This is a genomic window from Dickeya zeae NCPPB 2538 (genome assembly GCF_000406165.1).
Taxonomy (GTDB): domain Bacteria; phylum Pseudomonadota; class Gammaproteobacteria; order Enterobacterales; family Enterobacteriaceae; genus Dickeya; species Dickeya zeae.
The window spans coordinates 3,242,177-3,263,152 of the sequence record NZ_CM001977.1 but is presented as its reverse complement, the minus strand read 5'-3'; the positions used below and the strand labels follow the sequence as shown (position 1 = coordinate 3,263,152).

Annotated in this window: 22 protein-coding genes; 20 read left to right on the top strand and 2 right to left on the bottom strand. The window is 53.9% G+C overall.

What is annotated here, in order from left to right:
* Positions 1–45 precede the first annotated feature (45 nt).
* Positions 46–849 carry an inositol-1-monophosphatase gene (gene suhB, locus DZE2538_RS14305; RefSeq protein ID WP_023640476.1) on the bottom strand — a complete coding sequence of 268 codons (804 nt, stop codon included), beginning with the start codon at positions 847–849 and terminating at the stop codon, positions 46–48.
* 127 nt (positions 850–976) lie between these two features.
* On the opposite strand from suhB, the gene trmJ reads away from it, so the two are divergent.
* The 11 genes from trmJ (at position 977) to sseB (ending at position 9,819) form a co-directional block, all read left to right on the top strand.
* A complete protein-coding gene (gene trmJ / locus DZE2538_RS14300; protein WP_023640475.1) occupies positions 977–1,723 on the top strand; it encodes a tRNA (cytosine(32)/uridine(32)-2'-O)-methyltransferase TrmJ in 747 nt (248 codons plus the stop codon).
* Positions 1,724–1,906: 183 nt separating this feature from the next.
* Positions 1,907–2,401 (top strand): Fe-S cluster assembly transcriptional regulator IscR, encoded by a 495-nt coding sequence (gene iscR / locus DZE2538_RS14295; RefSeq protein ID WP_016941830.1) that lies wholly within the window; start codon positions 1,907–1,909, stop codon positions 2,399–2,401.
* Positions 2,402–2,459: 58 nt separating this feature from the next.
* Complete coding sequence (iscS, locus tag DZE2538_RS14290) at positions 2,460–3,674, top strand: cysteine desulfurase (protein WP_038916639.1); 1,215 nt, start codon at positions 2,460–2,462, stop codon at positions 3,672–3,674.
* A gap of 24 nt (positions 3,675–3,698) precedes the next feature.
* Positions 3,699–4,085 (top strand): Fe-S cluster assembly scaffold IscU, encoded by a 387-nt coding sequence (gene iscU, locus DZE2538_RS14285; protein WP_012885713.1) that lies wholly within the window; start codon positions 3,699–3,701, stop codon positions 4,083–4,085.
* A gap of 25 nt (positions 4,086–4,110) precedes the next feature.
* Entirely contained in the window at positions 4,111–4,434 is a 324-nt protein-coding gene (gene iscA, locus DZE2538_RS14280; protein ID WP_012885712.1) for an iron-sulfur cluster assembly protein IscA, read from the top strand.
* A 97-nt stretch (positions 4,435–4,531) separates the two neighbouring features.
* Positions 4,532–5,050, top strand: a complete 519-nt coding sequence (gene hscB, locus DZE2538_RS14275) for a co-chaperone HscB (protein ID WP_038916638.1) — start codon at positions 4,532–4,534, stop codon at positions 5,048–5,050.
* A gap of 74 nt (positions 5,051–5,124) precedes the next feature.
* Complete coding sequence (gene hscA, locus DZE2538_RS14270) at positions 5,125–6,975, top strand: Fe-S protein assembly chaperone HscA (protein ID WP_038916637.1); 1,851 nt, start codon at positions 5,125–5,127, stop codon at positions 6,973–6,975.
* A 1-nt stretch (position 6,976) separates the two neighbouring features.
* Positions 6,977–7,312 carry an ISC system 2Fe-2S type ferredoxin gene (gene fdx, locus DZE2538_RS14265; RefSeq protein WP_012768859.1) on the top strand — a complete coding sequence of 112 codons (336 nt, stop codon included), beginning with the start codon at positions 6,977–6,979 and terminating at the stop codon, positions 7,310–7,312.
* 11 nt (positions 7,313–7,323) lie between these two features.
* Positions 7,324–7,524 (top strand): Fe-S cluster assembly protein IscX, encoded by a 201-nt coding sequence (gene iscX / locus DZE2538_RS14260; protein ID WP_012885708.1) that lies wholly within the window; start codon positions 7,324–7,326, stop codon positions 7,522–7,524.
* A gap of 110 nt (positions 7,525–7,634) precedes the next feature.
* Positions 7,635–8,930 (top strand): aminopeptidase PepB, encoded by a 1,296-nt coding sequence (gene pepB, locus DZE2538_RS14255; RefSeq protein WP_038916636.1) that lies wholly within the window; start codon positions 7,635–7,637, stop codon positions 8,928–8,930.
* A 94-nt stretch (positions 8,931–9,024) separates the two neighbouring features.
* Positions 9,025–9,819 carry an enhanced serine sensitivity protein SseB gene (sseB, locus tag DZE2538_RS14250; RefSeq protein ID WP_023640471.1) on the top strand — a complete coding sequence of 265 codons (795 nt, stop codon included), beginning with the start codon at positions 9,025–9,027 and terminating at the stop codon, positions 9,817–9,819.
* 130 nt (positions 9,820–9,949) lie between these two features.
* Here sseB and sseA read toward each other — a convergent pair whose 3' ends face one another.
* The gene (gene sseA / locus DZE2538_RS14245; RefSeq protein ID WP_023640470.1) at positions 9,950–10,804 is read right to left on the bottom strand and encodes a 3-mercaptopyruvate sulfurtransferase; all 855 of its coding nucleotides are present in this window, start codon (positions 10,802–10,804) and stop codon (positions 9,950–9,952) included.
* A gap of 292 nt (positions 10,805–11,096) precedes the next feature.
* Here sseA and ndk point away from each other — a divergent pair, with 292 nt between their 5' ends.
* The 9 genes from ndk to der all read left to right on the top strand — a co-directional run bounded on the left by ndk (position 11,097) and on the right by der (position 20,896).
* Positions 11,097–11,525: a nucleoside-diphosphate kinase gene (gene ndk, locus DZE2538_RS14240; RefSeq protein WP_012885704.1), complete on the top strand. Its 429-nt coding sequence runs from the start codon at positions 11,097–11,099 to the stop codon at positions 11,523–11,525.
* A gap of 176 nt (positions 11,526–11,701) precedes the next feature.
* Positions 11,702–12,880, top strand: a complete 1,179-nt coding sequence (gene rlmN / locus DZE2538_RS14235) for a dual-specificity RNA methyltransferase RlmN (RefSeq protein WP_012885703.1) — start codon at positions 11,702–11,704, stop codon at positions 12,878–12,880.
* Between the two features lie 198 nt (positions 12,881–13,078).
* On the top strand, positions 13,079–13,834 hold the full coding sequence (gene pilW, locus DZE2538_RS14230) for a type IV pilus biogenesis/stability protein PilW (protein ID WP_038916635.1): 756 nt from the start codon (positions 13,079–13,081) through the stop codon (positions 13,832–13,834).
* Positions 13,824–14,846, top strand: a complete 1,023-nt coding sequence (gene rodZ, locus DZE2538_RS14225; RefSeq protein WP_038916634.1) for a cytoskeleton protein RodZ — start codon at positions 13,824–13,826, stop codon at positions 14,844–14,846. Before pilW ends, rodZ begins: the two co-directional genes overlap by 11 nt.
* Positions 14,847–14,882: 36 nt before the next feature.
* A complete protein-coding gene (gene ispG, locus DZE2538_RS14220) occupies positions 14,883–16,004 on the top strand; it encodes a flavodoxin-dependent (E)-4-hydroxy-3-methylbut-2-enyl-diphosphate synthase (RefSeq protein WP_012885700.1) in 1,122 nt (373 codons plus the stop codon).
* A gap of 156 nt (positions 16,005–16,160) precedes the next feature.
* The gene (gene hisS / locus DZE2538_RS14215; RefSeq protein WP_023640466.1) at positions 16,161–17,435 is read left to right on the top strand and encodes a histidine--tRNA ligase; all 1,275 of its coding nucleotides are present in this window, start codon (positions 16,161–16,163) and stop codon (positions 17,433–17,435) included.
* A 13-nt stretch (positions 17,436–17,448) separates the two neighbouring features.
* Positions 17,449–18,069: a YfgM family protein gene (locus DZE2538_RS14210; RefSeq protein ID WP_038916633.1), complete on the top strand. Its 621-nt coding sequence runs from the start codon at positions 17,449–17,451 to the stop codon at positions 18,067–18,069.
* A 10-nt stretch (positions 18,070–18,079) separates the two neighbouring features.
* On the top strand, positions 18,080–19,261 hold the full coding sequence (gene bamB, locus DZE2538_RS14205; RefSeq protein WP_019845936.1) for an outer membrane protein assembly factor BamB: 1,182 nt from the start codon (positions 18,080–18,082) through the stop codon (positions 19,259–19,261).
* A 141-nt stretch (positions 19,262–19,402) separates the two neighbouring features.
* Positions 19,403–20,896: a ribosome biogenesis GTPase Der gene (gene der / locus DZE2538_RS14200; protein WP_038916632.1), complete on the top strand. Its 1,494-nt coding sequence runs from the start codon at positions 19,403–19,405 to the stop codon at positions 20,894–20,896.
* Positions 20,897–20,976: the final 80 nt, after the last annotated feature.

Sequence of the window (20,976 nt, the reverse complement as noted above, 5' to 3'; positions counted from 1 at the left end):
AAAATCATAGCGTGGGCATGGCTGATGACATGCCCACGGGAAGGGTTAGCGCTTAAGTGCGTCGCTTAACTGGTCGCGGATGGTGGACAGCAAAGATTTCACAACTCGCGGGTTACCCGCAACGATGTTACCGGAAGCGAGGTAGTTATGGCCGCCAACGAAGTCGGTCACGATGCCGCCAGCTTCACGTACCAGCAGTTCGCCGCCAGCGAAATCCCAGGGTTTCAGGCCGATCTCAAAGAAGCCATCTACGCGACCTGCTGCCACATAGGCCAGATCAAGCGCGGCGGAACCGGTACGGCGGAAGTCGGCGCACTGGCTGAACAGGGCTTCCAGTACACGCAGATAGCTGGCGCTGTGCTGTTTGTGTTTGAACGGGAATCCGGTAGCAAGAATAGTGCCGTCCAGATCGCGGGCGTTGCTGCCGCGCAGGCGATAACCGTTTAACTGCGTGCCCTGACCACGGGTGGCGGTAAACAGTTCATTACGCATTGGATCGTAGACAACCGCGACTTCGGTGCGGCCTTTGACGCGAACGGCGATGGAAACAGCAAAATGGGGGAGACGTTTGATGAAATTGGTCGTGCCATCCAGGGGATCGATAACCCATTGCACGTCCTGATCTTCACCCACCATTTCACCGCACTCTTCACTAATGATGGTGTGCTGCGGGTAGGCTTTACGGATTACCTCGATAATCAGGCGCTCTGCATCGCGATCAACGTTAGTGACAAAATCGTTACTGCCTTTCTGGCTGGCCTCAACGGCGTCAGGTGTTTCATAGTTTTTTGCGATCAAGTTGCCGCCTTTGCGCGCTGCGCGCACGGCGATGTTAAGCATCGGATGCATGGTATCGTCCACAAGAATGTTAAAGAACAGAAAGCGGCGCGAAGTATAGCAGATAGCAGGAGAAAGAGAAAACAGAGAAGTTTGTGTTAACATACGCCAGTTTTCCGTTTCGTATGACAGAGTCCGCATGTTACAGAATATACGCATTGTGCTGGTGGAGACGTCGCATACCGGCAATATGGGGTCAACGGCCAGGGCGATGAAAACCATGGGCCTGACTAATCTTTGGCTGGTTAATCCGCTGGTCAAACCCGATTCGCAGGCAATCTCCTTGTCTGCTGGCGCCAGTGATGTCATTGGCAACGCTACTATTGTTGATACTCTCGATCAGGCGCTTGAAGGATGCGGTCTGGTAGTGGGTACCAGCGCCCGTTCCCGCACGTTACCCTGGCCGATGCTGGAGCCACGCGAATGCGGTGTGCGCAGTATTCAGGAAGCGCAGCACGCACCGGTGGCTATCGTGTTCGGTCGCGAACGCGTAGGGCTGACGAATGAGGAACTGCAGAAATGCCACTATCATGTGGCGATCCCCGCTAATCCTGAATACAGCTCGCTCAACCTGGCGATGGCTGTACAGATCCTGTCTTATGAGGTGCGCGTCGCCTGGCTGGACCACCAGCAACAGGGCGAAGTGGCACACGAAGAGAGCCCCTATCCGCTGGTGGATGATCTGGAGCGTTTTTATCAGCACCTGGAAGATACCTTGCTGCATACCGGTTTCATCCGTCAGTCGCATCAGGGACAGGTGATGAACAAGTTGCGCCGGTTGTTTACCCGTGCTCGTCCTGAAACGCAGGAGCTCAACATTCTGCGCGGCATTCTGAGTGCCATCACTAAAACGACGCCATCGGATCCGTCGCAGAATAATCATTGAATAAGAGCGGTTTGAGAGCGGTTATTGGGAATACGTGCTGTGCCGGGGTAATAGTTGAGTTATTTACTTGGTTAAATAGTTGACTGAAACACTCGGGAATGTCAGACTTATGACTGTGCTATGTATACTTGACTCGTAATACTTGTCTTAATAATACATGTTTATCTTACGGATACCACTAACATGAGACTGACATCTAAAGGCCGCTACGCCGTTACCGCCATGCTTGATGTGGCGCTGCATTCAAAGGAAGGCCCGGTTCCGCTGGCGGATATCTCCGAGCGTCAGGGTATTTCGCTTTCTTATCTGGAACAGCTGTTCTCTCGCCTGCGTAAGCATGGGCTGGTCGCCAGCGTGCGTGGTCCAGGTGGTGGTTATCTGTTGGGGAAAGACTCCGCCGAAATCGCTGTCGGCTCGGTCATCTCGGCGGTGGATGAATCTGTGGATGCCACCCGCTGCCAGGGGAAAGAAGGGTGTCAGGGCGGCGATCGCTGTCTGACCCACACGCTGTGGCGTGATTTGAGTGACCGCATCAGCGAGTTTCTCAATAACATCACCCTGGATGAATTGGTCAATAACAAAGAAATTCTGGACGTCGCGGATCGTCAGGATGCTGACGTGCGTCGTACCGCTAACGGACGCATACAAGAAACTATCAACGTCAACTTGCGTGCCTGAAAGAAAAAAGAACGAAACGCCTTGAACGTTTTGAAGTGATGTACGGAGTTTAAGAGCAATGAAGTTACCGATTTATCTGGATTATTCCGCTACTACGCCGGTCGATCCGCGTGTAGCCGAAAAAATGATGCAGTTTCTGACGCTGGACGGTACGTTCGGCAACCCGGCCTCACGCTCTCACCGTTTTGGTTGGCAGGCGGAAGAGGCGGTAGATATCGCCCGTAATCAGGTGGCTGAACTGGTTGGTGCGGACCCGCGCGAGATCGTTTTCACTTCTGGCGCTACCGAATCCGACAATCTGGCTATCAAAGGTGCGGCGAATTTCTACCAGAAAAAAGGCAAGCACATCATCACCAGCAAGACCGAACATAAAGCCGTGCTGGATACCTGCCGTCAGCTTGAACGCGAAGGGTTTGAAGTGACTTACCTGGCACCGCAACGCAACGGCATCATTGATTTGAAAGAGCTGGAAGCGGCTATGCGTGATGACACCATTGTTGTGTCGATCATGCATGTGAATAACGAAATCGGCGTGGTGCAGGACATCGCGACCATCGGCGAAATGTGTCGCAGCCGCGGCATCATTTTCCATGTTGACGCGACCCAAAGCGTAGGCAAACTGCCGATTGATCTCAGCCAGCTGAAAGTTGACCTGATGTCTTTCTCCGGTCACAAGATTTACGGCCCTAAAGGGATTGGCGCGCTGTATGTGCGTCGTAAACCGCGTGTGCGTATCGAAGCGCAGATGCATGGCGGCGGCCATGAGCGTGGCATGCGTTCCGGTACCCTGCCAGTCCATCAGATTGTCGGCCTGGGTGAAGCCTATCGCATCGCGAAAGAAGAAATGGCTGAAGAGGCTATTCGCCTGCGTACTCTGCGCGATCGCCTGTGGAACGGCATCAACGATATCGAAGAAGTGTACCTGAACGGCGATTTGACGCAGGGCGCTCCGAATATCCTGAACGTCAGCTTCAACTATGTGGAAGGTGAGTCGCTGATCATGGCGCTGAAGGATCTGGCGGTGTCTTCCGGTTCGGCTTGTACCTCTGCCAGCCTGGAGCCTTCTTATGTGCTGCGTGCACTGGGGATGAACGATGAACTGGCGCACAGTTCCATCCGCTTCTCTCTGGGTCGCTTCACGACCGAAGAAGAAATTGACTACACCATCGATCTGGTTCGTAAATCCATCGGCCGTCTGCGTGACCTGTCTCCGTTGTGGGACATGTTCAAGCAAGGCGTGGATATCAGCAGCATCGAATGGGCGCACCATTAATTCGCAGGAATCAGGACGTATATTATGGCTTACAGCGAAAAAGTAATTGATCACTATGAAAATCCGCGCAATGTCGGCTCGTTCGATTCTTCTGATCCGAGCATCGGCAGCGGTATGGTAGGCGCACCGGCCTGTGGTGACGTGATGAAACTGCAAATCAAGGTCAACGAGCAGGGGATTATCGAAGATGCCCGCTTTAAAACCTACGGTTGTGGTTCCGCCATCGCCTCCAGCTCGCTGGTCACCGAGTGGGTGAAAGGCAAAAGTCTGACGGAAGCCGAATCGATCAAGAACACCCAAATCGCCGAAGAACTGGAATTGCCGCCGGTGAAAATTCACTGCTCTATTCTGGCTGAAGACGCTATCAAAGCCGCCATCGCCGATTACAAGAGCAAACGTAGCGACAAATAACAGGCAGATGAATTAGAGGTTTGCTATGTCGATTTCCCTGAGCGACAGTGCTGCACAACGTGTTAATGCTTTTATGGCTAACCGTGGCAAAGGTATCGGTTTGCGTCTGGGGGTGAGAACTTCCGGTTGCTCCGGTATGGCGTATGTGCTGGAATTTGTTGACGAACTGAACACCGATGATGTGGTGTTTGAAGACAAGGGCGTGAAGGTCATTATTGACGGTAAAAGCCTGGTCTACCTTGACGGCACCGAGTTGGATTTCGTCAAGGAAGGGCTGAACGAAGGTTTCAAGTTCAATAACCCTAACGTTTCCAGCGAATGCGGTTGCGGCGAAAGCTTTAATGTCTGACCGCTGGCCGGTCTGTTGACTGGCTCCCGCCGTGTGGTGTGCTTCGGCACAGAGCACGGCGGGCGTGCATGAATTGTCTGCGAACTCAGAGCACACTATGGATTACTTTGCTTTATTCGGGCTGCCGATTCGCTATAAGGTGGATGGCAGCCTGCTTGCTTCCCGGTTTCAGGAACTGCAGCGCCAGTTTCATCCTGACCGCTTTGCCGCCAGCCCGGAACGCGACCGTATGATGGCGTTACAACAGGCGGCCACCATCAATAATGCCTATCAGGCGCTAAAGCATCCACTGAAGCGCGCCGAGTATATGCTATCTTTGCACGGCTTCGATTTGAGCAGCGAACAGCATACGCTCCATGATACTGCATTCCTGATGGAGCAGATGGAGTTGCGTGAAGAGCTCGATGAGATTGAACGCCGACCGGATGCGGAAAGTGCGCTGGCAACATTTGCACAGCGTCTGCAAGGGATGATCCGCCAGCGTAGCGAGCAAATGGTGGGCGAGCTGGATGCAGAATCCTGGTCGGATGCAGCGGATACCGTGCGTAAACTACGCTTTTTTGATCGACTCCGGCAGCAGGTCGAACAACTCGAAGAACAATTGCTGGAACGATAAGTCACATTCAATCCGGTAGGGCAACCATGGCCTGATGTCAGGTTTGCCCGCCCGCCAATTGATGGAAGCTCAATATGGCCTTATTACAAATCAGCGAGCCAGGACTGAGTGCAGCGCCGCATCAGCACCGTTTGGCTGTTGGCATTGATCTGGGAACCACCCACTCTCTGGTTGCCACCGTTCGTAGCGGTGAGGCACAGACACTGCCTGACCATAACGGGCGTCATCTATTACCGTCTGTTGTGCATTATGACGCTGACGGGCACACCGTTGGTTGGGAGGCTCGCCAGCAGGCGGCCATTGACCCGGTTAACACCGTCAGCTCCGTCAAGCGCTTAATGGGACGGTCACTTGCTGACATCCAGCAGCGTTACCCTCATCTGCCTTATCAGTTTACTGCCAGCGAAAATGGCCTGCCGGTGTTGCAAACCACTGGTGGCCCACGCAATCCGATTCAGATATCGGCCGACATTCTGTCTGCGCTGACCCGCCGTGCTGAGGAAGCGCTCAATGGGTTACCTGACGGTGTGGTGATTACTGTGCCGGCTTATTTTGATGACGCCCAGCGTCAGGGCACCAAAGACGCTGCCCGTCTGGCGGGTCTGCACGTGCTGCGCCTGCTTAATGAACCCACGGCGGCGGCGATAGCCTATGGTCTGGATTCCGGTCAGGAAGGCGTGATTGCCGTATATGATCTGGGCGGTGGTACCTTTGATATCTCTATTCTGCGTCTTAGCCGTGGGGTATTTGAAGTGCTGGCGACTGGCGGCGACTCGGCCTTGGGTGGGGATGATTTTGACCACCTGCTGGTTGAGTGGATTCGCGAACAGGCCGGTATCGTCGTGCGTGATGATCATCAATTGCAACAGGCGCTGCTTAATACGGCGGTGCAGACTAAGATCGCCCTGAGTGAGTCGCAATCTGTGCCGGTATCGGTCGCGGGCTGGCAAGGTGATATTACCCGTGAACAGTTCAATGAGTTGATTGCACCGCTGGTGAAACGCACGTTGTTGTCTTGTCGTCGCTCGCTCAAAGACGCGGGTGTTGATGTCGATGATGTGAAAGAAGTCGTCATGGTTGGTGGTTCCACCCGCGTCCCGCTGGTACGTGAGCAGGTGGGCGAATTCTTTGGTCGTACGCCGTTGACCTCTATCGACCCGGATAAAGTGGTGGCTATTGGCGCGGCTATCCAGGCGGATATTCTGGTCGGTAACAAGCCTGACAGTGAAATGCTGTTGCTGGATGTGATCCCGTTGTCCCTGGGGCTGGAAACCATGGGGGGACTGGTCGAAAAAGTGATTCCGCGTAATACCACGATTCCGGTAGCGCGCGCGCAGGAATTCACCACCTTCAAAGATGGCCAGACCGCGATGATGATTCACGTGTTGCAGGGTGAACGCGAGCTGGTGCAGGATTGCCGTTCGCTTGGACGCTTTACGTTGCGCGGTATCCCAGCCATGCCCGCAGGCGGCGCGCATATCCGGGTCACGTTCCAGGTGGACGCCGACGGGTTGCTGAGCGTTACCGCGATGGAGAAATCCACCGGGGTGGAAGCCTCGATTCAGGTGAAGCCATCTTATGGTTTGAGCGATGATGAAATCGCCACCATGATTACCGATTCTATGCAGAACGTGCAGAGTGATATTAGCGCGCGCAGGCTGGCAGAACAGCGGGTGGAGGCCACACGCGTGCTCGAAAGTCTCAACAGCGCGCTGGCGGCAGATGCCGCGTTGCTCACCCCGCAAGAGCGTGCGGCGATAGACGCTGCCAGTCTTCATTTGCAGCAGGCTGCACAGGAAAACGATGCCTCAGCGATTGAGGCCGCGATTAAAAAATTAGATCAACAAACCCAGGAATTCGCAGCTCGCCGGATGGATGAATCTATTCGCCGTGCGCTGGCGGGCCATTCCGTGGACGAGGTATAACATGCCCAAGATTGTTTTTCTGCCGCATCAGGATTTGTGTCCGGAAGGGGCGGTTTTAGAAGCGAACAGTGGTGAAACCATTCTGGACGTGGCATTGCGTAATGGTATCGAGATAGAGCATGCCTGCGAGAAATCCTGCGCTTGTACTACCTGTCACTGCATTGTTCGTGAAGGATTTGATTCGTTGCCGGAAAGTACCGAAGACGAAGATGACATGCTGGACAAAGCCTGGGGACTGGAACCGGAAAGCCGCCTGGGATGCCAGGCACGTATCACTGATGAAGATCTGGTGGTAGAAATTCCGCGTTATACCATTAACCATGCACGCGAACACTGATGGGGTAATTCATGGGACTAAAATGGACCGATAGCCGTGAAATCGGCGAAGCGTTGTACGACTTGTATCCAGATACTGACCCAAAAACTGTGCGTTTTACCGATCTACACCGCTGGATTTGCGAATTGGATGAGTTTGACGACGAACCTGATGCGTCAAACGAAAAAATTCTGGAAGCTATCCTGCTCGTGTGGCTGGATGAAGCCGAATAACTAAATTAGTCAACGGGCTACCTTGCGGTGGCCCGTTTTCTCTTTTTTCATCATGGCGAGAGTGGGCTAACAAGAGCAAGGCCCAATTAGAGCCAATTTGGAGTAGATGTATGACAACTGAAGCGATGCTGATTACCCTTTCCCATCAGCCAGCAGATTCACGCTGGGGTGAGAAAGCCTCGTTAACTGCCAATGAGCAGGGATTTACCATTCATCTGTCCGGCAGCAAGCCGCAGACGATAATTCAGCGAGCTGCCCGTAAAATTGATGGGCAGGGCATCAAACACGTCAAACTGGCTGGCGATGGTTGGGATCTGGAAAGCAGTTGGGCGTTCTGGCAGGGATACCGTGGGCCGAAGGGCAAACGTACGGTGGAGTGGGCCTCGTTGCCCGAAGCGCAACAGCAGGAGCTGGAACGCCGTCTGAAAATCGTTGACTGGGTGCGTGATACCATCAACCTGCCAGCGGAAGATCTGGCACCGGAGCAACTGGCTACCCGTGCTATCGATCTGCTGTGCAGCGTGGCGGGCGATGCTATCTCTTATCGTATTACCAAAGGCGAAGATCTGCGCGAGCAAAACTATGCCGGCTTGCACACCGTCGGCCGCGGTTCAGAACGTTCGCCGGTATTGCTGGCGCTGGATTACAACCCGACTGGCAACGCAGACGCGCCAGTGCTGGCCTGTCTGGTCGGTAAAGGTATCACCTTTGATAGCGGCGGTTACAGCCTGAAAGGTAGCAGCTTCATGGATTCCATGAAGTCGGATATGGGCGGTGCGGCGCTGGTAACCGGCGCGCTGGCACTGGCGGCGGCGCGTGGGCTGCAACAGCGTGTGAAACTGTATCTGTGTTGCGCAGATAACATGGTCAGCGGCAACGCATTCCGTCTGGGTGACATCATTCGCTATCGTAATGGTAAAACCGTCGAAGTCATGAACACCGATGCGGAAGGGCGTCTGGTCCTGGCCGATGGGCTGATTGATGCGTCTGAGCAGAATCCGCAGTGGATTGTGGATTGCGCGACCCTGACCGGTGCGGCGAAGACGGCGTTGGGGAATGACTACCACGCGCTGTTTAGTTTCGACGATGCGATGATTGATTCGCTGATGGAGAGTGCCCGTCGTGAAGACGAGCCGTTCTGGCGTTTGCCGCTGGAAGAGTTCCATCGCCAGCATTTACCGTCTAACTTCGCTGAACTGAATAATGTGGCGGGTGCGGCACATACCGCTGGTGCCAGCACCGCGGCGGCGTTTCTGTCTCACTTTGTGAAAAACTACCAGCAGGGCTGGTTGCATATCGACTGTTCTGCCACCTACCGTAAGTCAGCGGTGGATCAATGGTCTGCTGGTGCAACCGGTTTAGGCGTACGTACGCTGGCTGATTTTCTGCTGCATAAAGCGGGTTAACCTGCTTCAGGCCATGTGAGGACGACAACAGGGAACATTGATTCCCTGTTGTCGTTACTGTGCTTGCCGCTCATGTTAAGCATTGAGGAGAGTTATGGAGTTTTCACCCCACAATCGGCTGGAAGAGGTGTTAAAGCTGGCCGCATCGGAACCGGCGCACCGCCCTGAGTTTTTCAGCGAATTGCTGGAAGCCACGGTGTATGTGCTCGGCCACAGCGAAGAAAACGAAATATCTGGTGATGTTGTCTCGGCAGATAGCGGGCTGCAATTGCAGCATTGGGAGAAACCGGATGGCGATTCCGCGATTCCGTTTTTTTCTTCGCTGGAAGCGTTACAACTGGCGGTGACCGATGAGCAGGCATTTCTGGCGTTACCTGCCAGAACGCTGTTTGATATCACCCGCGGTGCCACGCTGTTTTTGAACCCGAAGTTACCGTATGGCAAAGAGTTTCTGCCGCAGGAGATTGAGCACCTGTTGTCCGCCGAGGGTAATGGTCTGGCGCAACAGCATGTTCTGGATGGTGATACCGAACTGAAAATCGGCATTCCGGCAGAGATGCCAACACAGATGATTGAGTCGCTGACCCAATTGTTCAGCAAACACCGTAATGTTAAACGGGCGTTTCTGGCGCAGATTCAGGAGCCTGATGAAGAACAACCGCATTTGCTGATTGGGCTGGATATCTATGGCGATGAGGTGGAGGAGCTGATTCAGGCTGCTGGTTCGGTGGCTACGGATACGCAGCCAGATGACCGTCCGATCGATATTTGTCTGGTGAACAATGAAGAACCCGGTATCAGTCATTTCCTGATTCGCCACACGACGCCGTTTTACGAGCGCAAATGGGGCAGCTTCCTGCGCGAATTCAAAAATGGCGTGCAGGCCTAGCGGGAACGCCTAGCGGGAACGCCGTGATAGCGGCTTTGCAGTAAACGCCGCGCACATAAAAACGGCACAGGCTGACAGGGCCTGTGCCGTTTTTTTATGCATCGAATATCTGTTTAGAAGGGTATCTTCGCTAGCCGGTAACGACCGGCACGTCATCGCGTGCACCCCATTCACTCCATGAACCGTCGTAGAGCGAAATGTGCGGCGCATTGAGTACAAACAGTGCCAGCAACACGACCGATGCCGTCACACCGGAGCCGCAACTGGCGACAATCGGACGCTGGATGTCGACACCAGCCTGATGAAAGATGGCAGCCAGTTCATCAGCCGGTTTTAGCGCGCCCTGGTCAACCAGCAGGTTCCAGGGAACGTTGAAACTGCCAGGAATATGTCCACGGCGTAACCCTGGCCGGGGTTCATCCATTTGACCGAGAAAGCGCGGCGCAGGGCGAGCATCAACGATTTGTTCATTACCTGTGTGGCAAAGCTCCAGCACCTCAGCAAGCGAGCGGATAGCGCCTGCGGTTGGCATTGGGGCATGGAATACGTTGGCAACGGGCGACGCGTTCCCTTGTTCCAGCGCGAAGCCCTGCTGTTTCCAGCCAGCCAGACCGCCACTGAGAATGGATATGCGTGGCGCGCCCGCCAGTCGCAGCATCCACCAGGCCCGTGGCGCGGAAAACAGGTTGCCTTCATCGTAAATCACCAGATGCTGTTGCTCGCTCAGCCCCAGCTTGCCCAGAGCGTCAGCAAAGGTCGCGATGTCTGGCATCATGTGCGGCAGTGAGGTCTGGTGGTCTGAAAGGGACTCGATATCGAAAAACACCGCGCCCGGCACATGTTCTGCACGGTATTCGGCGGCGATATCGCGTGTATCGTTGCCTGGCGGCAACATGCGAGCGTCAATCAGGGCGATATCCGCATCGTGGCGATGCGTATTCAGCCAGGATGCACTAACAAACAGCCCGGCGGCAGATGTAGACATAAAACCTCCCCCTATGGATCGGTTCACCGATCCTGCATGTGTCAATTGATGGCATTGTCAGTAATATTTCTGTGCTGAGCAAGGTGTCTGATACAGCGGCATGGCCTGGGCCAGATTTGTTATCACCGTGCAGGTAGCATACCGACGAAGAGGCTAAATTTTTTTTACGAAAATGTTATTTTCCTGATGGGAAAGTCATGACAGTGCCTCTATAATCGGCGCCACTTTACACGGGCTGGTATTATAATTTTATCTAACCAGCTGTTATGACATGTTATTGGATGAGGCCACTATGACGGTAGAACGTACCTTCTCTATTATCAAACCAAACGCAGTTGCCAAAAACGCGATCGGCGCGATTTATGCCCGTTTCGAAAGCGCGGGTTTCACCATTATTGCCTCTAAAATGCTGCACCTGAGCCGCGAACAGGCAGAAGGGTTCTACGCTGAGCATAAAGGTAAACCGTTCTTTGACGGCTTGGTAGATTTTATGACTTCCGGCCCGATCATGGTGCAGGTGTTGCAGGCGGAAAACGCGGTACAGCGTAACCGCGATATCATGGGTGCTACTAACCCGGCCAACGCGCTGGCGGGTACCCTGCGTGCTGACTATGCTGACAGCTTCACCGCGAATGCGGTACACGGTTCAGATTCTGTGGAATCTGCCGAGCGTGAAATCGCTTATTTCTTCAGCGCTGACGAAATCTTCCCGCGTAGCTAACCGCTATAGCCGGCCAGACACGCGCTTCCCGGTTAAATAATCAGGCTGAGGTAGCGCGGGTGTTATAAAATTTGTACAATGCCGCGCCCTGGGTGAGCACGCGCTTAACCAGGGCGTTTCTTTATTCGTTTCCCTTTCGCGCCATAACGTGTAACAACGAGGCCATGAGTCAATTTATGTCTGAGCAAACCGTATCTTCCGCCGTTGCTGTATCCGACGCTATCGCCGTCGCCGCCAGCAGCAATGAAAAAATCAACCTGTTGGATTTCAATCGCCAGCAAATGCGCGCCTTTTTTGCACAGCTGGGTGAAAAACCGTTCCGTGCCGATCAGGTCATGAAATGGATGTATCATTACTGCTGTGATGATTTTAACCAGATGACCGATATTAATAAGGTTCTGCGCGGCAAGCTGCAGGCGATCGCGGAAATTCGGGCACCGGAAGTCGTGGACGAGCAGCGCTCTTCTGACGGCACCATCAAGTGGGCGATTCTGGTTGACGGCCAGCGTGTGGAGACGGTGTACATCCCAGAAGATGACCGCGCCACGCTGTGTGTGTCCTCACAGGTGGGGTGTGCGCTAGAGTGCAAATTCTGCTCTACCGCGCAGCAGGGGTTTAACCGCAACCTGCGCGTATCTGAAATTATCGGGCAGGTATGGCGTGCGGCGAAAATTATCGGTGCTGCCAAAGTAACAGGTCAGCGTCCTATCACCAACGTGGTGATGATGGGGATGGGTGAACCGTTACTGAACCTGACCAATGTGGTGCCGGCGATGGAAATCATGCTGGATGATTTTGGTTTCGGTTTGTCTAAACGTCGGGTGACGTTGTCAACGTCTGGGGTTGTCCCTGCGCTGGATAAACTGGGCGATATGATTGACGTGGCGCTGGCGATTTCCCTGCATGCGCCAACGGATGAAATTCGTAACGAAATCATGCCGATTAATAAAAAGTATGATATCGAGACTTTCCTGGCGGCGGTACGACGCTATCTGGACAAATCCAACGCGAATCAGGGGCGTGTGACGGTGGAATACGTGATGCTAGATCACATCAACGACGGCACCGAGCATGCGCATCAGTTGGCGGAGTGCCTGAAAGACACGCCGTGCAAGATAAACCTGATCCCCTGGAACCCGTTCCCCGGCGCGCCTTATGGCCGCAGTTCCAACAGCCGGGTTGACCGCTTCTCCAAGGTGTTGATGGAGTATGGTTTTACGACTATCGTGCGTAAAACTCGCGGTGATGATATCGATGCGGCGTGCGGCCAGTTGGCGGGAGAAGTGGTGGATCGCACCAAGCGCACGTTGAAGAAAAAGATGGAACGCGACACGATTGCGGTAAAAACCGTCTGAAAATGATGTCAAATCAACCTGCTTTCTGAGGAAAGCAGGTGATAAATACGTTTTCGGGGCTTATCATACGGTGGGGTCATTGAAGACCCGGCGACGGCTTCGTACCGTTGTTGGTTGATGACAGGCTGTGGCAAGTCATCGATTGCGTTAACATGTCACAGCGGTGACGAGCCAGGATGGCTGCAAGGAGTATCAGGGATGAAACGGATGTTGCCGGGAAAGCGTGCGGCATTAGTCGCAGGTATTGGATTGCTGGCTGGGTGTTTGCACTCGCCGTCGAAGCAGGCTAATCCTGCAGCGGCACAAACGCGGTTGCAACTGGGGCTGGAATATCTGTCCCGGAATAATCTTGATGCGGCGCGTGATAATCTGCAAAAAGCAGAGCAACTGGCACCGGATGATTACCGTACTCAGTTAGGTATGGCGCTGTACGAGCAGCGTATTGGCGAAAACCTGGCGGCTGAAAAACGCTATCGACGTCTGTTGCGACAGGCGCCCGCCAACGGCGGCGTGATGAATAATTACGGTGCGTTTCTCTGTGGTTTAGGGCAGTATGTAGCGGCGCAACAGCAATTTGCCGCTGCCGTGCAACTCCCTGATTACCATCAGGTTGCCGATGCGCTTGAGAACGCGGGGTATTGCTTTCTCAAAGCCGGGCAGTCAGATGAGGCAGGTCAGTGGCTCAGTCGTGCACTGAGATACGATCCTGCGAAAGGCAATCGGCTTCTGGCGGAGGCGGAGAATCGTTTCAACGCCGGACGCCATGATCAGGCGCGATTGCTCCTGAGTATTTATCAGTCACAGCTTGCGGCAAGTGCCGAAAGTGTGTGGCTACAGATTCGTTTCGCCGCGCTGGCGAATCATCATGACGAAGTAGAACGTTATGGCGGATTGCTGGCGCGAAGTTTTCCACAATCCAAACAGTACCAGCAGTTCTTAGCTAATGAATACTGAAGCCACTCAAGATAATACTGCAGCAACGATAATGACTCCTGGCGAACGTTTGCGTGAGGCGCGCGAGCAACTGGGATTGACGCAACAGGTTGTTGCTGAACGGTTATGCCTGAAACTATCGACCGTTCGTGAAATCGAAGATAACAATACGCCTGCTGGTCTTGCCCCTACTTTTCTTCGCGGTTACATCCGCTCCTATGCCCGACTGGTTCACCTCCCCGAAGATGAATTATTGCCGATGCTGGAAAAGCAGGTCATGCCAAGTCGCGTTTCCAATGTGGCACCGATGCAGCGTCTGGCATTAGGTAAGAGCCGCAAAAAGCGTGATGGCTGGTTGATGCTGTTCACCTGGCTGATTTTGATCGGCGTGTTGGGCCTGACCGTTGCCTGGTGGTGGCAGAATCATCAGGCTCAACAGCAGGAAATCAATTCAATGGTGGATCACGCCACCGCTTCCCAGAACCGTAACGGCGGGCAGGCAAGTGATGTGAACACTGATCCGGAACCGGTTGATACCGATGACAATACGGCGGTGAATAATACAGCGGTTAACAACGCGACGATGAATAACGGACAGCCTATTGCGCTGAATTCGTCGGCCGCAACACCGTCTCAACCTGCTGCGTCGACGCCGGTTGCACCGACAGCGAATAATGCGCCTGCAGCGGCGGGTACGGCGTCTCAGGCCCCTGCGTCGTCTTCTGATCAGTCCTTGTTGAACCAGACCGCTACCGCACCGGCCAGTGCAGCGACAACGGCAGAAGCACCAGGCGCTATCGTAATACGTTTTACGGCGGATTGCTGGCTGGAAGTGGTAGATGCAGCGGGCAAAAAACTGTTCAGCGGCGTACAGCGTAACGGCAATGTGTTGAATCTGACCGGCCAGGCACCGTACCGGTTGAAAATCGGCGCGCCGGGTGCGGTACAAGTCGAGTTTCAGGGCAAACAGGTTGATTTGAGCCGGTTTGTCAAAAGCCATCAGGTGGCTCGTATTACGCTGACGGCAGAGTAATGGTGCCGTCGCACTGGCAATTGTGGAGAAGAAGTGATGCATAATCCCGCACCCATCAACCGCCGCAAATCAACCCGGATTTATGTCGGCAAGGTGCCTGTCGGTGACGGTGCACCGATTGCAGTGCAGTCGATGACCAATACCCGCACTACCGATGTCGACGCGACAGTCAGGCAGATTAAGTCACTCGAGCGGGTTGGTGTGGATATCGTGCGCGTGTCGGTACCGACGATGGATGCTGCAGAGGCATTTCGTCTGATTAAACAACAAGTGGATGTACCGCTGGTGGCGGATATCCATTTTGACTACCGTATTGCGTTAAAAGTAGCGGAATACGGGGTTGATTGTCTGCGTATTAATCCTGGCAACATCGGCAGCGAAGAGCGTATTCGTTCGGTTGTGGATTGCGCGCGTGACAAAAATATTCCGATTCGTATCGGCGTCAACGCCGGTTCTTTGGAAAAAGACTTGCAGGAAAAATATGGCGAGCCGACGCCGGAAGCGTTGCTGGAATCCGCCATGCGCCATGTGGATATCCTCGATCGCCTTAATTTCCATTCGTTCAAGGTCAGCGTGAAAGCATCGGATGTCTTTTTAGCGGTGCAGTCCTATCGCTTGCTGGCGTCCCGTATTGATCAACCGCTGCATTTAGGCATCACAGAAGCGGGTGGGGCACGTAGCGGTGCGGTGAAGTCAGCTATTGGTCTTGGCTTACTGCTCTCTGAAGGTATCGGTGACACCCTACGTGTGTCACTGGCGGCGGATCCGGTGGAAGAGGTCAAAGTCGGTTTTGATATCCTCAAGTCACTGCGTATTCGTTCACGCGGCATTAATTTTATTGCCTGCCCGACCTGCTCACGTCAGGAGTTTGATGTTATCGGCACGGTGAACGCGCTGGAGCAGCGACTGGAAGACATCATCACGCCGATGGATGTGTCGATTATCGGTTGCGTGGTCAACGGCCCGGGTGAGGCGCTGGTCTCGACGCTGGGTGTCACTGGCGGCAATAAGAAGAGCGGTTTTTACGAAGATGGCGTACGCCAGAAAGAGCGCTTTGACAACGACGATATGATCGATCAACTGGAAGCCAGGATCCGCGCCAAGGCGTCTATGCTGGATGAAAAACAGCGTATCGCCGTCAATATGGTGGATAAGTGATTCATCCGGCAAGTCTGGATGCGATCCGGTACGAATTCCTGAACTGAAGCACCCGATGATGGCGGCAGCGACATTGAAGACATTGCGTCGTTGCTTCTATAATCGGGTCTATTTTTTAACAGCGCATTACTTTCTGAAAACGCATAGAGAACTGACGTGGCAAAGAATATTCAAGCCATCCGTGGCATGAACGACTACCTGCCAGCCGAAACGGCACTGTGGCAGCGTATTGAAGATAGCCTGAAACAGGTACTCCGCGGGTACGGCTATAGCGAAATTCGTACACCGCTCGTCGAACAGACTTCGTTGTTCAAACGTGCGATCGGCGAAGTGACCGATGTCGTTGAAAAGGAAATGTACACGTTTGAAGACCGCAACGGCGATAGCCTGACGTTGCGTCCTGAGGGGACTGCGGGGTGCGTTCGCGCCGGGATTGAACACGGTATCCTGTACAATCAGGAGCAGCGGTTGTGGTATACCGGCCCGATGTTCCGTCATGAGCGTCCGCAGAAAGGGCGCTATCGTCAGTTCCATCAGTTGGGTTGCGAAGTGTTTGGTCTGAAAGGGCCGGATATCGATGCGGAAATGATCCTGATGACCGCCCGCTGGTGGCGTGTGTTGGGGATCGATCAGCATGTTAATCTGGAACTGAACTCCATTGGTTCATTGGATGCCCGTGCCCGTTACCGTGATGCGCTGATCGCATTTCTGGAACAGCATAAAGATCAGTTAGATGAAGATTGCCTGCGCCGTATGTATACCAACCCGTTGCGGGTGCTGGATTCCAAGAATGCGCAGGTGCAGGCGTTACTGAATAACGCGCCGACCCTGACCGACTATCTGGATGACGAGTCTCGTGCGCATTTCGATGAATTGTGTGAACTTTTAACCCAGTCAGGTATCCCATATAAGGTTAATCCGCGGCTGGTTCGTGGGCTGGACTATTACAACCGCACTGTTTTCGAATGGGTCACCAGCAGTCTGGGATCACAGGGAACGGTGTGTGGCGGTGGTCGCTATGATGGTATGGTTGAGCAGCTTGGCGGTTCCAGTACCCCGGCGGTAGGTTTTGGCATGGGGCTAGAGCGTCTGGTGCTGCTGGTACAAACGGTCAATCCGGCGTTTGCGGTACAGTCTGGCGTAGATGCCTATCTGATTTCATCGGGTGCAGGCACGCAACATGCGGCGATTCGCCTGGCGGAAAAACTGCGTGACGCGTTGCCGCAACTGAAATTGATGACCAACTACGGTGGCGGTAACTTCAAAAAACAGTTTGCCCGTGCGGATAAGAGTGGGGCTCGGGTTGCGTTGGTGCTGGGTGAAACCGAAGTGGCGGCCGGGCAGGTCGTGCTGAAAAACCTGACCAACGGCGAGCAGGAAACTCTGTCTCAAGCGGATGTAGCGGCGCGCCTGGCGGCGTTACTGAATTAAGGAGAAAGGCAGCGTGGAAGTTTATACCACTGAGAACGAACAGGTTGAGGTAATTCGCCGCTTCTTTGCTGAAAACGGCAAGGCGCTGGCTATCGGCGTGGTGCTGGGTGTCGGTGCCTTGGTCGGTTGGCGCTTTTGGCAAAATCATCAGGAAAGTAGCGCGATGGCGGCTTCCGCTGCCTATCAGCAAGTTACCGAATCGCTGTCTGCCGGTACGGCGGAAGGCGTTGCTGGCGCTGAAAAATTTGCTGCCGGTGAGCACGGCAATTATGGCGCGCTGACGGCACTGGCGCTGGCGCACCAGTTTGTTGAAAAAAATGATATCGCCAAGGCTGAGCAGCAGCTCCGCCTGGCATTGAGCCAAACCAAAGATGGCGATCTACAGGCGATGATTAACCTGCGTCTGGCTCGCGTATTATTGCAGCAGAAGAAGCCGGATGAAGCCTTGAAAACGCTGGATGCCATCAAGCTGGAAGGTTGGGCGGCGATGGTCGCTGACGTTCGCGGTGATGTGCTGGCGAGCAAAGGCGACAATCAGGGCGCTCGAGATGCTTACAGTAAAGGTATGGCGGCAAAACCTTCTCAGGGCCTGCAATCCCTGTTGCGTATCAAACTGAATAATCTGCCCAGCTAAGAGGGACTTCATGCAACTGCGTAAAACACTTTTGGTCGGACTGGTTTCTGTTACCCTGCTGAGCGGCTGTTCGCTGTTTGATCGCGAGGAGGACGTGGTCAAAATGTCTCCTCTGCCGCAGGTGACCAACCAGTTTACCCCCACCAAAGTCTGGAGTCGCTCCGTTGGGGACGGTACAGGGGAGTTCTACTCGAATCTGCATCCGACCTGGCAGGACAGCCGTGTTTATGCCGCCGATCGCCACGGTACGGTAAAAGCCTTGGATCTGAATAGCGGTGAAGAGAAATGGCGCGTCGATCTGGCGGAGAAAACCGGCCTGCTGTCCAGCAATCGCCCTGCGTTGCTGTCAGGCGGTGTTTCCGTATCAGGTAACCATGTTTATGTCGGCAGCGAACGGGCGCAGCTTTTTGCCCTGAATGCTGATGACGGCTCGTTACAGTGGCAGACCAAAGTGGCGGGTGAAGTGTTATCCAGCCCGGTGGTCAGTGATGGTGTGGTCATTATTCATACCAGCAACGGCATGCTGCAAGCGCTTAGCGAGTCTGATGGCACCATCAAATGGACGGTAAATCTGGATATGCCGTCGCTGTCGTTGCGCGGTGAATCTGCGCCGACAACCGCGTTTGGCGCCGCTATTGTCGGTGGCGACAATGGACGCGTAAGCGCCGTCATGATTAATCAAGGTCAGTTGATCTGGCAGCAGCGTATCTCCCAACCTGGCGGCGCGACTGAAATCGCTCGTCTGAATGATGTTGATACCACACCAGTTGTGGCAGGTAACGTCGTCTATGCGCTGGGATATAATGGCAACCTGACGGCACTGGATCTGCGTTCCGGACAGATTACCTGGAAGCGTGAAATTGGGTCGGTAAACGATTTTATTGTTGATGGCGATCGCATTTATCTGGTGGATCAGGATGATCGCATCGTCGCGCTGAATACCAACGGCGGGGTGGTGCTCTGGCGGCAGAGTGATCTGTTGCACCGTAATGTGACCGCACCCGCGTTGTATAATGGTTATCTGGTTGTCGGTGATGCCGAAGGTTATATGCACTGGGTGAATACCACTGACGGTCGTTTTGTGGTTCAGCAGAAAGTCGACGGCTCTGGTTTGTTGAGTAAACCGGTCGTGGCCAGCGACAAACTGTTGGTGCAAGCCAAAGGTGGCGAGGTTTACGCTTTTACCCGTTAACCGCTGCGCATGTTCGGGACTGATGGCGATGCCGTCGTCCCTGTAACGGCTCCTGATGCTGTCAGGGGCCGTTTCGTCTTTTATCTTCAGCAGCGTTTTCTGCTGTAACGAATTGAACTATAAGCAATAGAGGTTGTAACAATGATACCTGTCGTCGCGCTGGTCGGGCGCCCGAATGTGGGGAAATCCACGCTGTTTAATCGCTTGACGCGTACCCGTGACGCATTGGTGGCGGATTTTCCTGGGCTGACGCGTGACCGCAAGTATGGTCGTGCCGAGGTAGAAGGAAATGAGTTCATCATCATTGATACTGGCGGTATTGACGGTACTGAAGATGGTGTGGAAACACGCATGGCTGAGCAGTCGCTGCTGGCGATCGAAGAAGCGGATATTGTGCTGTTTCTGGTGGATGCCCGCGACGGTCTGATGCCGGCGGATCACGCCATCGCTCAACACTTGCGCTCGCGTGAAAAAGACACGTTTCTGGTAGCTAACAAAGTTGACGGTATTGATATTGATACCGGTATTGCCGATTTCTATTCGCTTGGTCTGGGTGACGTCTACCCCATCGCCGCATCCCATGGCCGTGGCGTGACCTCGTTGCTGGAAAAAGTGCTGTTGCCGTTTGCCACCGAGCCGCTTCAGGAAGCACGTGAATTAACCGAAGAAGAAGCCAATGCGGCTTACTGGGCAGAACAGCTTGGTGAAGGCGATGATGATGGCATTGATGATGTCGATGACGAGGCGCCAAATTTCGAAGGACTGCCGATTAAACTGGCGATCGTGGGTCGTCCGAATGTCGGTAAATCGACACTGACCAACCGTATTCTCGGGGAAGATCGGGTGGTGGTGTACGACATGCCTGGCACCACGCGCGACAGTATCTATATCCCGATGGAGCGTGATGGCCGCGACTATGTGTTGATCGATACTGCCGGGGTGCGCAAACGTGGCAAAATTACCGATACTGTAGAAAAGTTCTCGGTGATCAAGACATTGCAGGCAATTGAAGACGCTAACGTCGTGTTGCTGGTGATCGATGCCCGTGAAGGGATTTCCGATCAGGATTTATCGCTGTTGGGCTTTATTCTCAACTCTGGCCGTTCACTGGTTATTGTGGTCAATAAGTGGGATGGGTTGACACAAGAGGTTAAGGATCAAGTAAAAGAAACCCTCGATCTGCGCCTTGGGTTTATCGATTTTGCCCGAATCCACTTCATTTCAGCATTACACGGCAGTGGCGTGGGTAACCTGTTCGAATCTGTCAACGAAGCCTATGAGTGTTCTACCCGACGGGTAGGGACGGCAATGTTGACCCGTATCATGCAGATGGCGGCAGACGATCATCAGCCACCATTAGTACGTGGTCGCCGCGTGAAGCTGAAATATGCACATGCCGGGGGGTACAACCCGCCGATCGTGGTAATCCACGGTAATCAGGTCAAAGATTTGCCGGATTCCTACAAGCGCTATTTGATGAACTACTACCGGCGCTCACTGGATGTGATGGGAACCCCAATCCGTATTCAGTTCAAGGAAGGGGAAAACCCCTTTGCCAACAAACGCAACACGTTGACGCCGAATCAGCTGCGCAAACGTAAGCGCCTGATGCAGCATATCAAAAAAGGCAAATAAGCCGTGGTAGCAGAGCAGTGTTAATCCGCCGGGGCAGAAGCAATTCTGCCCCGTTTTACATACGTGGAACGGGAGGGAGA